At 41.6% G+C, this 12760-nt stretch carries 8 protein-coding genes and 1 riboswitch; all 8 genes read right to left on the bottom strand.

Features of this window, described 5'->3' with window-relative positions:
• Positions 1-51 precede the first annotated feature (51 nt).
• The 8 genes from ACQYAC_RS15505 to ACQYAC_RS15470 all read right to left on the bottom strand — a co-directional run bounded on the left by ACQYAC_RS15505 (position 52) and on the right by ACQYAC_RS15470 (position 12689).
• Positions 52-1878 (bottom strand): APC family permease, encoded by a 1827-nt coding sequence (locus ACQYAC_RS15505; RefSeq protein ID WP_306011744.1) that lies wholly within the window; start codon positions 1876-1878, stop codon positions 52-54.
• Between the two features lie 112 nt (positions 1879-1990).
• Positions 1991-2135: riboswitch (cyclic di-AMP (ydaO/yuaA leader) on the bottom strand.
• A gap of 69 nt (positions 2136-2204) precedes the next feature.
• On the bottom strand, positions 2205-4292 hold the full coding sequence (locus ACQYAC_RS15500) for a cellulose biosynthesis cyclic di-GMP-binding regulatory protein BcsB (RefSeq protein WP_429943630.1): 2088 nt from the start codon (positions 4290-4292) through the stop codon (positions 2205-2207).
• A gap of 4 nt (positions 4293-4296) precedes the next feature.
• On the bottom strand, positions 4297-5535 hold the full coding sequence (locus tag ACQYAC_RS15495) for a glycosyltransferase family 2 protein (RefSeq protein WP_429943961.1): 1239 nt from the start codon (positions 5533-5535) through the stop codon (positions 4297-4299).
• Positions 5536-5557: 22 nt separating this feature from the next.
• Entirely contained in the window at positions 5558-7273 is a 1716-nt protein-coding gene (locus ACQYAC_RS15490) for a DUF2334 domain-containing protein (RefSeq protein ID WP_429943629.1), read from the bottom strand.
• Positions 7263-8114, bottom strand: coding sequence for a GGDEF domain-containing protein (locus ACQYAC_RS15485; RefSeq protein ID WP_339164968.1), 852 nt, complete (start codon positions 8112-8114; stop codon positions 7263-7265). Before ACQYAC_RS15485 ends, ACQYAC_RS15490 begins: the two co-directional genes overlap by 11 nt.
• On the bottom strand, positions 8095-9177 hold the full coding sequence (locus ACQYAC_RS15480; RefSeq protein ID WP_429943628.1) for a glycosyl hydrolase family 8: 1083 nt from the start codon (positions 9175-9177) through the stop codon (positions 8095-8097). The genes ACQYAC_RS15485 and ACQYAC_RS15480 overlap by 20 nt, the downstream gene beginning before the upstream one ends.
• 197 nt (positions 9178-9374) lie before the next feature.
• Positions 9375-11561 carry a DNA topoisomerase III gene (locus ACQYAC_RS15475; protein ID WP_429943627.1) on the bottom strand — a complete coding sequence of 729 codons (2187 nt, stop codon included), beginning with the start codon at positions 11559-11561 and terminating at the stop codon, positions 9375-9377.
• 72 nt (positions 11562-11633) lie between these two features.
• On the bottom strand, positions 11634-12689 hold the full coding sequence (locus ACQYAC_RS15470) for a tartrate dehydrogenase (RefSeq protein ID WP_061406794.1): 1056 nt from the start codon (positions 12687-12689) through the stop codon (positions 11634-11636).
• Between the last annotated feature and the right edge of the window lie 71 nt (positions 12690-12760).

Here is a 12760-nt window from a genome sequence, read left to right as displayed (position 1 = left end):
CTTACTCCATACCACCGCATCCTTTTGATCAAACGTTTCAACTTGCTCCTGCTACTTTTTAAAATGATAAGGCAGGGTTGCCACCACAATATCCCGCTTCCATAATAGGCGGAATCTTAATAAAAAGGCAGATTGATTATGCAAAATGGTGTGCCATCTTTTTTTCGGGATAAATTGAGGTACAAGCACCATCACTTTATATTGATGCGCATTTGCTTTTGCCTCAACGGTTTCAAGAAATTTATCAAGCGGGTGTATGAGGCTTCGATAGGACGAATGAAGCAACACAAGTCGTACACCGCTATTAAGTTTTTCCCAATCCTCTTCAATTTTCTTATCCTTCTCTTTATCAAAGGATACATGAACCGCTATGACTTGATCTGACAAAGACTTTGCATATTGAATAGATTGTTCGACAACACGCGTCACACCCGCTATAGGTACGATGACCACATTTCCTTTAATCTCAACAGGCTCTGTTTCATTCAATAAACGCAATTGTTCCCCAACAGACAGGTAATGCTTTTTAATGGAATGGAAGATAAATAGTACGATAGGCAGGAAAACAAATACTGGCCATATGAGATGGAACTTGGTCAAAATGAGAATCATGAAAACTGTAAAGGAAATCAGTGCTCCGACGATATTGATTGGCATTTTCGTTTTCCAGCCCTGCGGTTTTTCACGAATCCACTTCACACACATGCCGGTCTGCGACAGGGTAAATGGAATAAACACACCGACAGCATATAGCGGGATAAGATGTTCTGTTTTTCCATCAAACAACCAGATGAGCAGCATAGAGGCTACGCCTAGAAAGATAATGCCGTTAGAGTAACCAAGCCGGTCTCCTCTTACAGTAAACATACGCGGCATATACTTATCCTTTGCTAAATTCACAGCCAATAACGGAAAGGCTGAAAAGCCGGTATTTGCCGCTAATATTAGGATTAGCGCTGTGACTGCCTGAATGACGTAATAGAAAAACGTACGTCCAAAAGTGTCTGATGCAATTTGTGATACAACCGTTTCTTCTGGCTTTGGCGAGATGCCGAAACCAAACGCAAGCAATGTGACTCCCACAAATAAAACAGCTAGTAATCCCCCCATCATCAATAATGTTCTTGCTGCATTTTGAGCAGCCGGTTTTTTAAAGGATGGAATGGTATTTGAAATGGCTTCTACTCCAGTCAGAGCAGAACAGCCAGATGAAAAAGCTTTTAATAAAAGAAATAATGTAATGCCTTGTACGTGCGTGCCTACTGCTGTATGCTCAGGTGCTGGCGGTACGCCTCCTGTTAATAATTTAAAGCCGCCTACTCCAATTAAGATAAGGAGTGAAAATACAAACAAGTATACAGGATAAGCCAGAATAGATGCCGATTCTGTCAATCCACGAAGATTGAGCACCATAATCACGATGACCAATACAATTGAGATCAAGACATGATATGGATATAGTGCTGGAAAAGCTGATGTGATGGCATCAGTACCAGCTGATATGCTCACCGCTACAGTCAAAATATAGTCTACAAGCAATGATCCACCAGCGATCAATCCTGGTTTTTCACCTAGGTTTCTGCTAGAGACGACATATGCCCCGCCGCCTTCTGGATAAGCATAAATGATTTGGCGGTAAGATAGAATTAACGCCATTAAAAGAATTAATACACAACCTGCAATCGGGAGTGAGTACCAAAATGCTGCTGCACTAACGACAGAAAGAACAATTAAGATTTGTTCTGTACCATATGCAACTGATGACAATGCGTCTGATGACAATAATGCCAACGCTTTGATTTTTGATAGTTTTTGTTCTCCTGCTGCCTGTGATTTTAATGGTTTACCAATTAAAATACGCTTCATCAAACTGTACATGTGATGCCCGCTCCTTTAGTGTCAAACGATTTAAGTTGCAAAAGATGGATCGCCAAAAAGACACAGAGGCAATAGAATGCCCCTGTGCCTATTGTTTAGATCACAGGTTGGTCTTTGCTCTCTTTAACGCTTACGAGGTTAGCTGACGGATTCGGGCGCATGAGACTTTGCCCTACCTAAAAAGGATTCACCCCACGTGGTGCTTCACACCACAATTGGTTCCCCCGCTCATCGAAATGATTCAGCGATTGGTCTTTTATAAAAGAGATCATACTCCCGTTTGACACCAAAGTAAAGAGATTTTTTCGAGGTCTTTTGACCGTTTATTAATCAGTCTTTTTGCGGTTTTTTCGTACGAAATAAACAATCATCACAACGACAAAAATGATCAGTACAGCGATACATGCAAAATAAATCCAAGACTCACCGCCGCCTTGCTTTTCACCTTTTTTCATATCATTTTTTGTATTGCTGACTGTTTGGTTGTTAGAGAACATATCTTTGTTCTTGCTTTCTATTGCAACTGTAGCGGTCTCCGTATTTGTTTGAAGGAATCGAATCACTTCATTTGATATATCAGCGTCAGCTGCCGTCATTCCTGAAAAAACGGTCATCGTTTTTTCTTTATTCCATACAGATGGCTGCGTCCATACAATACGAGCTGTTGTTTCGTTGATCATGCCAAATGAGGATACATCATATTGACCCTTTTTCGCCGGAACGATGAGATCGTCTGCTTTTTCTTTTAAAAGAGAGAATGTCTGGATGCCACCGAAGAAAATCAGGGAGTTCTTTTTCAATTGTTCCTCTGTCACATTCGATGCTTTGACCAAATGATAGTGAGCAGCTTCCGGTTGACTAAATGATTCGGTCAGCAATGCCATTTGATTGATTGATGCTTGAGTGATTTGATCTGGCATAATGATCAATGTGTTTCCTTGCTGCGTTTCCGAAGTGTAAGGGAGCGGCCATGCAGCTAAGTCGGGTGTATCAGTAGTTGTTCCTTCTGGTATTTGAAGAGAGCTGTTCTTATCAATGTAAATCCAGCCTTCTTCGTCCGTATGTCTACAAGATTCCATATTTTTAAAACCTGATGTGACAAACTGTAAGTCCACATATTCATTCTTTTGAAGTACTTGTGAATCTACTGGAATCGACACATGATAGAATCCATTCTCATCTTTGTTTCCTAGTTTTGTTAACGGTACGTCGTGCGGTTCGTTATTGATCATCACTGTTAGACGTTCCGCTTTGTTCGCTGGATCTGATTTTTTAAATGATAGATTTAGTTTTGCACCTGATTTTTGTTGAGCCATTAATGCTTTCGGATAATAGTAATGATCAGATGCTGTCTTTGTGGTTCCAACTCTGACATCATCTGCGCCAAAATCTATTAAACGAATATGATGAGATGGCTTAGAAGCACTAGCTGTCACCTTTTGCAGCAGCAAGTCGGTTCCAGTGAGCTGACCTGTCAGTTCTGGCTGAGTCAAAACATTGATTTTTTCAGCAATTGTCTTTGGCTGCTTAGCAGTGACAAATAAAATGGGCTGTTCTTTTTTCTTTGCTGTCAGGGTTCTCACCGCTAACGTCAGTTGATCGCCTTCTGTTTTAATTCCAGCCGCTTGCTCGATTGATTTCATTCGTCCATTCCAGCTTCCTTTTGCTCCCACAGCAATGGTTGGATGCGCAATTTGCTCGACGTCCTTTTCTTGAACGAGTTTGAGGTCTGCTAGGCGGTCTTTGTTTTTCAACGTACGATATACTTTCATGGCTGCTTCTAATTCAGCCGCTTCTGGTCTATTTGGAATCACAATATCTGTTTGTTCTTCCTGATCACCTGATGGAATAAATGGTGAAGGGAAGCTGTCTAACGTCACGTCTTTCGTTTGAACTCCTTTGAACGCCAGCTCACTTTCAGGATATACTTTCAGCCAATTGGCAGGCGTCTCTTGATTGATACACACACCTTCTTTTAACACACCATAAAATGCGAGTTGAATTTGATGAGATCCTTTTTTCAATTGCGCTTTATTCAATTTGATTTGTATCGATTTTTTTGCGTTTTTTCCTGATACAGGGATCGTTTTTTCAATCTCTCCATCAATCATCACTGTGAAAGACGATGGCGATATGAGTAATGGTGAAGCCTCTATATTTAATGTAAGAGTGCTAGACTCTACTTTTTCTTTCTCCATTTGATAGGAAAATTCAGTGCGGTCTTTTTGACCATACAAGGTTACCACATCTTCTGATAGATGCTGCGTGTCTGTTTGATTCCCTTTTGATGAGTGAACCCAATCGTCTTTCACTTGTACTCGATTGGATTGCGCCATTGCTTGACTTGCCATGAAAAAAGGCTGAATGGCAAGGGATAGCACTAATATAAAAAACATCCATTTGACCGATTTCAATTTGTCACCCGCTTTTCTTTTGTTGTTGATCGTAACGCTCTGTTTTGTACCATTTCACTTCTTGTTTCAATAATCGGCTCTTCACCTCTACACATAAGGAGTACACGACAAGCGCAATCCATACTTGAGAATAAGTGAAGTACATGAGAACCACAATGAGAATATTTTGTTTAGTGAGCTCTGTTTTCTCAATACTTAATGTAATCATCACTTCTGTTAGAAAGAGGAAGAAGGCTAATCCCCAAAGGATCAGTGCGACAGCCCCTACAGATAAGTGAAGGTCAACAAATAGGTTTACAATAAAGATGCCATTTGAGAGCAGAACACCGAAGAAAAATAAGAAATACGTAAAGAAGAAATAAAACAAATCAAAAATCATTCGTTTTCGTTTCAGCTTCATAAACTGTCTTAAAAATTTAAGAACAACATATTGATTCCCTCTAGCCCAGCGCGTTCTTTGTCGCCACCAGACCTTCCATGTCTCAGGCTCTTGCTCCCATGTGATCGCAGCTGGGAAAAATCGAATCACATAGCCAAGGTTATACACACGGATCGTTAATTCGGTGTCCTCGGCCAAAGCTTGGACATCCCAGCCGCCGAGCTCTTCTAAAATGTGCCGGCGGATGGCGAAGTTGGTACCTGGTATTGTAGCAATCCCAAACCATTTCCATCTCCCGCCCTGCGCCATCCATTGAAAACAGATGGTCTCAATATTAATAAATTTGGTCAGCAAATTTTTGGCTGCATTGATCACCCTGAATTTCCCGACAACAGCGCCTGCTTTTGCGTCATTTAATAATCCAAGAACCAAATGATAGACAGCCTTTGGTTCAGGCATGTTATCTGCATCGTATACGCAAATCACTTCTCCTGTTGAAGCCTTCAAGCCTTCATTCAGTGCAGTGGATTTCCCTTTCCCTGAAAATGGCGGCTTCGTTTCAATCATATGAACATGATCATATTGCTCACTAAATGATTGCACAATCTCTCCTGTGCGATCAGAGGAATTGTCATTAATCACAATGATTTCAAGGAGGTGTTTAGGATAAGATAACTGAACCATCGCTTTTAATGTCTGCCGAATGACGACCTCTTCATTATGAGCAGGAATCAGAATACTGACGGTTGGCAGATCCTTCCCTTGTTTCGTCCATTTAGGCAGCACTTTTTCATAGGTCAGGTAATGCTGAAAGCCGCCCTGCATAAGAAACATGTGGTATAGGAGCATGATCCAAATAAGCATTAATGAAAGATAAAATAAGACATCAGCCACCTAATTTTCTCTCCTTAAAAATTCGTTTTTTCATTGTCAGTCTTAAATACAATGTGTATAAAGCAAATGCCGCAATAAACAGCATGACCACGACCGTGAGAATTCTCAGCACATTTTCCATACCACTTCGTTTGACAGTTTTTGTTTCGTCGATGCTGGATTGCTCTACTTGAATATGTCCATTCCCGGATGTTTGAATTTTGACATGTGCAGTTTGGACCGTCTGTTTTGTTTTCTTTATATCCAGCCAATCGCTAGAAGGGATTGCCTCCATCTGTGTGATTACATCCTGTAACCCTGCTATCCCCAACTCCACGTCATAGGACAGCCCCATTGCGGCTGATTGCAGATGCTGCACGGATTGAATCGTCTGTTCTGTTAAAACATTTGAACTTTTTTGGTCAGATGCTTGCTCAAATTGCCGCTGAGGATATAAGGTCATGCCGTGTAACATGGCAGGAGACGTCACGAGCGGCGATGCACCGACTGATTTCCAAGTGCGGTCTGACAGCTGCACCTGTCCAAATAGACTGGACACATGCTTTGAAATCACTTCATACCCTTGTTGAGATATCGCATCATGCGGCACCTCGAACCCAAGAGGATATAAGCCTTGACTAGCAAGAAGCTCAATGCCCTTTGTCAGTTTTTCTTCTGTATAGGCGATTTCTTGCTGCTGATACGATTTGGTATACGTATAAAAGTCTTTTTCATTTGGGAATTGGCTTTTACTTTGTTTCTTCTCAGCATTTTTGGGTTCATTTGTCGTGATGGGCTGATCATATTTTGCATCCCAGAACTCAAATCCCTGACCAGATTCCTCCGTTCGATACGTACGGCTAAAGCCATGAAGAATAATACTCGCTCCATTTTCTTGCAATTGTTTTAAAACACTCACAAGTTTCGGGCGGTCACTCAGTGTGACTTCATCACCTGTTGCCCGATTTATCCAAGCAGGGGTCACTGCAATCTGATAAGGAATATGCTGTGCGGATACGTATTGTCCAAGTTCAAGCAGCTTTTTCTCGTCACTTGCTGGACTGATGTTCCCGAGCATTAAGTATTTTGTCGTCATTTGCACAGAAGATGGCATGTATTTTTCTAGCACTTCTGCAAGAAGCTTGTTGTGCTGCACAACATCTAAGATACCGATATATGCCGCACCTTCTTTTGTTTGAGTCACAAATGGTTGATCAGATTGACGTTTCTTCACTAGAAATTCATTTTTCAAGTCTGCCCCTCGAACCGTTAACACATTGATACTTCTCTCTAACTGACGATATGTCTGATCATGTGTATGTTTCACTTGACTGATATGATCTTGTTTGTGAAAAGTAAGCTTGGAAAATGGGCGAAGCTGTTCCGCATTGTATCCAATGGCGATGAATTGCTGTGATTCGTTCATCGCACGAATCGTTTGTTTTGACAAGGTTCTCTTTATTTCACCAAGATAAATGATTTGCTGAAATTCATTAACCCTCTTTTCAGCCAAATATTCATCAGATACAATCGTCGTCTGTTTTGAAAAATGACCGGCGAGTAGATCCAGCATATGAACGGCCGGAGTCACTTCCCCCGATGGTGTAGAATAAACGATCAGTGTATTTGGCTGCGTGACAAGCGCATCGGCTGAAGCAATGTGTTTAAACGAAAGAATCGAAAAAAGCGTGATCATCAAACAACATTTCATCAAAGAATTAAAGCTCATTCATCATCATCTCTTTTTCTAGTTCTTCTAAAAACTGCTCCGGCGAACGATAATCCGAGCTGCTTGTTAAATGACAGACATGAAATGTCAAGATCACTTCACGACCATTTAATAGGACATGCGTTTGCAGTTTAACCTTTAGCTTTTCAAGAACAACTGACACATTTTCTTCTGGTGTATGAGTTAGCAGCAAGCCCATTCGTTCTTCAGATAGCCGAAATTTCTTATCGGTTTCTCTTACGCTTTCGCGGATCTTGAGACTTAATTGCTGAAATAGGTGCTGCATTTCTTTTTCTCCATATAACGATTTGAATTCCGCTGCGTAATTCATATGAAGAAGGATAAAGACAAATGGCTGTTTGTACCGTTCTGCCCGTTTCATTTCCTCGGATAATTCGAGCTTCATCCGCTCAGCATTGTCAAATCCTGTTGTCGAGTCAATCGCCACAAATTGTTTGATGGCCTGCTTTTGTTGTTCAATGGTGTGACGCAGCGTATTGATCCGTTCATGCAAGCTTCCCGCTGAAATAGCGAAAAAAAGAAGTGCTACGCCCCAAATCACTACATCTTGCAATGTTTGATTTGAAAAAAGAGCATTTTCATGACCAAGCTCTGTAAAGAACATGGCGCTTCCTATAAAGAACAAAATCAGCAAGGTGAAAATTAATGCTGGTAGAATACCAAATAAAATACCGCAGCCTAACACGACAAATGTCAGTGCAATGATCATAAAGCTCTCCGCATCTTGTACGTTGAGGTAGCCCATAAACAAAATAAGGCCTGCAAACGTGAGGAGCAGAGAATAGTACAAGCGATACGTGTTACTGAACAACCGATTCATTTAAAAGCTCCCTTTCTGCAATTAGAGGCAATAAGTTATCAAATGAGTGAGTCTCTTTTTCGTTCATGTATCCTCCGTAATAAGGCTTAAGAGGATCTTGGGTTTGTAATTCTTTCATACGGTGATAGACCGTCTTTGCGAATTTCAGCTCGTTTTGTTTAAGGGCATACAAGATGACGAGTGCATATACCGAAGGCGATTCATATGTGACAGATGGCTGCAATGTGCTCAGTTTATATCTCCCGTACAGTTTTCCTTCTTGCTTAAACGACGTTTTCAGCCATTTCATGATCGCGGACGTATTCACCTTTGCATGGTATGCATGTAAAGCTGTATAAAGTTGATCAATCATATTGATTTCTTGATCGAATGAATAGGTTTTTTTCTTTATGTCATAGGACTTAGGAAAGAATCCTTTTTTTCTCGGTGCTTGTTTTAGAATGGCTAATTGGTTACTGGTCATTTGTTTCGTGAATATTTGGAGGGATTCCAATTCTTTGATTGCTTTTGGGTCTATATAAGAGAGAGTGATTGTGTGCGAAGTTCGATTTGTTGATGCATCATAATAATCGGACAATATGCCTTTGAACATGTTTTTTTCTTTTAACGCTTGAGCGATTTCTTTTGCTGTCGTTTGATACACTGACTTTTTCCACAAACGATTTGCCTTTTGAAGTGCCGTCACTACACGTAAATCATCAACTAAAGCATTAGCCTTACTTTTTTGTTCAGATTCAATTTGCCAGCTGAGAAGATGATGGTCTAGTAAAAATTGATCTTGTAGAACACCCAACTGTTGGTCAAATAAATTTTGATCTTTTTTTCGAACAAGATAATCCATCCAAAGCCCAAGTGATTCAGATAAGTAAATATGTTCCTCTGCAAAGGAGGTACGAATCAAGCCTTGATCTGTCATTAAGTGGTGAGTGATAAAATATTCACCAGGTAAAACGGGCTGTGGTGATACTGGATCAGCTGATTCTTTCTGCTGCCTCCAGGTACATCCGCCTAGTAGAATGACAATGACTAAAACAATTGCTGTACGATATATGCGTGTATGCATTCGTGTCCCCTTTCAACTCCCCGTTCTCTAAACATCTAACGATTTATTATAGAGCGTTTTTGCTTAAATTTAAATAAATATTTTATACCAAATTACGAGTCTTTTCGCATACTCATTCCCATTTTCAGAAAAACAACATGTCAATATACTTGATAATACTGAAAAACCCACGCGTTTCCGCATGGGTTTTTATAGAACTATTGATCTAATTTTAATTTCTTTAATTGTTCAGCTAGTGCGTTATTAATTGGTTCTTCCACTTTCTTTTGTTTCTTCATATATTTAGACACATCGTGCTTACTGGCTTTCTTTTGATTGGATTGAGATTTGCGTTTTTCGAAGACAGACAGCTTTTCTCTATGGCCGCATACACAAGCAAAGATTTTACCATCACCTTCTCCGCGCAGTTCGAGCTTTTTATGACAGTTCGGGCAGCGTGCATTTGTTTTCTTTGCCACATTTTTACGATGGCCGCATTCTCGGTCCTGACAGACGAGCATCGTGCCATGTTTTCCATTCACTTTCAGCATGAGTTTACCGCAGTCTGGACAATGGGTGCCAGTGACATTGTCATGCTTAAAGGTTTGGTTCGTCTGTTTGATTTCAGATACGGCTTGTTTGGCATACGATTTCATTTCACTCATGAATTGAGAAGCTTTCAATTGCCCTTTGGCGATTTTAGAAAGCTTTTGTTCCCATTCCGCTGTTAATGCAGGTGACTTTAGGTCTTCAGGCACTAACGAGAGCAGCTGCTTCCCTTTTGATGTGATAAAAATGTCTTTGCCCTTTTTCTCGATTAAGAAGCTATTGAACAGCTTTTCAATAATATCCGCTCTTGTTGCTACTGTCCCTAGACCACCTGTTTCACCAAGGGTTTTCACTAAGTCCTTTTCCTCGTTCTGCATAAATGCCGCTGGGTTTTCCATAGCAGATAATAGGGTCGCTTCATTAAAACGTGCAGGAGGCTTCGTTTCTCCTCTTGTTTCTTTCAGCTGTCGTACGTCTAGTGACTGTCCTTCTGAAAGCAGCGGCAAATGTTGATCTGCCTCGGCTGATTCCTCTTCTTCATATGAATCATCGTACACGGCTTTCCAACCAGCAGCTTGCACGGCTTTCCCTTTTGCTGTGAACGTTTCACTGCCTATTTTGGTGATCACCGTTGTTTCCTCATACTCGAAAGGATTCATGAGTACAGCAAGGAATCGTTTGGCAATGAGGTCATATAATTTACGCTCTTTATCGCTTAATACTCCTGGGTACAGCTCTTCCTCGGTTGGAATAATCGCATGGTGATCTGACACTTTGGCATCATTGACGAAGCCTTTGTGCGCTTTCACACCTGATTGTAAAATCCGGTTGACATGCTGCGTGTACGGTCTGACGTTCATTCCTTTTAAACGATCTTTTAATGTAGGAACGATATCCGCTGAAATAAATCGTGAATCTGTACGTGGATATGTGACAAGCTTATGCTGCTCATACAATCGCTGAAGCGTAGATAATGTTTCTTTGGCCGAGAAGCCATAGCGTTTATGTGCATCACGCTGCAATTCAGTCAGATCGTACAGTCCCGGCGCGAAAGCTTTTTTCGCTGTTTTTTTCAACGCATCAACCACTGCTGGTTTACCTTCGCAGGCTGCCAAGCGCTCTTTGATCACACTCTCTTGGAATGTCCGGTTTTGCTTTGTTTTGGCATCCTGCCATGTCAAAGTCAGTCCATCTACTTGTGCAGTCAATCCATAGAACGGCTTTGGCTGAAATTGCTGAATGTCTTCTTCTCGTTTGGCGATCATGGCGACCGTTGGTGTTTGCACCCGTCCGCAGGAAAGCTGTGCATTGAACTTCGTTGTCAGCGCTCTTGTTGCATTGATGCCGACAATCCAGTCTGCCTCTGCACGTGCAACGGCTGAGCGATACAAGTTATCGTATTCTTTGCCGTCTTTTAAACGTTTGAAGCCTTCTTGAATGGCTTTGTCCGTAACAGATGAGATCCATAGTCGTTTCAAGGGCTTTTTCACATGCGCTTTTTCAAGAATCCATCGTGCGACAAGCTCCCCTTCACGTCCAGCATCTGTTGCGATGACAATGTCTTTGACATCTTTTCTCGCAAGCTGCGCTTTCACTGCTTGGAATTGTTTGCCTGTCTTTTTCATCACCACAAGCTTAAGCGGTTCGGGAATGATGGGTAAATCCTCTAAACGCCAGGATTGAAACTCTTTTCCGTAGCCTTCAGGATCAGCTAGTGTGACCAAATGGCCAAGCGCCCATGTCACAATGTATTGATCTCCTTCTAAAAAGCCATTTCCTTTTTTATGACACTTCAGCACACGTGCAAGATCACGTCCAACCGAAGGTTTCTCTGCTAATACAACTGTTTTTGACACTAGATTTCACATCTCTTTCTTCTATCCATCCTTTTATTATAGCAGACGTGGAGATGCGGTTCTAATGACGGATTATTTCTTCAATCGTTTGATGATTTCATTCGTGACTTCTTGCGTTTGATAGGCGCCGCCGATGTCTGCTGTTAAAAAGCCATCTGCTGTGACTGATTCGATGGTTTCGAGTAGATGGGTGCCCAGTTCTTCCTCTCCGAAATGATCCAGCATCAATTTAGCGGTCCAGATTTGACCAATCGGGTTGGCAATTCCTTTTCCAGCAATGTCTGGAGCTGAGCCGTGTACAGGTTCAAACATGGATGGGTATTTGCCATTTACATTGATGTTGGCGGCAGGCGCTACGCCAATACTTCCCATAATGGCTGCCCCAAGGTCTGTCAAAATATCACCAAACAAATTACTGGCAACAATCACATCGAATTTTTCTGGTCTTGTTACAAAGAAGGCTGAGAGCGCGTCAATGTGCTGTGAGTCTGCTGTCACCTCTGGATAATCCTTTGCTACGTCTTGAAACACTTCATCCCAAAAAGGCATGGTATGAACGATCCCATTCGATTTCGTTGCACTCGTCACATGCTTTCGCCTTTTTTCTGCTAATTGAAAGGCAAAACGCATCGCACGCTCTGTCCCTTTTCTTGAGAACACTGCATTTTGAACAGCAAGCTGATCTTCTCCTTGATAAATACGGCCTCCAATTTCACTATATTCACCTTCACCGTTTTCTCTGACAACTAGAAGATCGAAATCCTTTGGCTGAGCAAGCGGTGAGCGAATGCCGCTCAGCTGTTTTGCAGGTCTGACGTTTATCACTTGCTCAAATTCCCGCCTAATCTTAATAAGCAGTCCCCAAAGTGATACGTGATCCGGCACTAAATTGGCATCTCCGACAGCCCCTAAGAAAATGCTGTCAAAGGCTTTCAATTGATGTAATCCATCCTTTGGCAGCATCTCGCCATGCTCTAAATAATATTCACAGCTCCACGGAAAATCCTGAAAGGTAAAAGACAGACCGCCATGTACTTCTGATACCGCTTTCAGAACTCGTATCGCTTCAGGTACAACTTCCTTCCCAACCCCGTCACCTGGTATCGCCGCAATTGAAACATGCTTCATTCATTTCTCCCCCTTTATTGTCGGTCGACCGTCGACCATTTAAATTTGAGTTTACTAGAGAGTACAAGTTC

This window comes from Bacillus sp. MM09(2025), assembly GCF_050496725.1.
Lineage (GTDB): Bacteria > Bacillota > Bacilli > Bacillales > Bacillaceae > Bacillus > Bacillus pumilus.
Note: the sequence above shows the minus strand (reverse complement) of the source record. Positions and strands in the feature narration are given on the sequence as shown.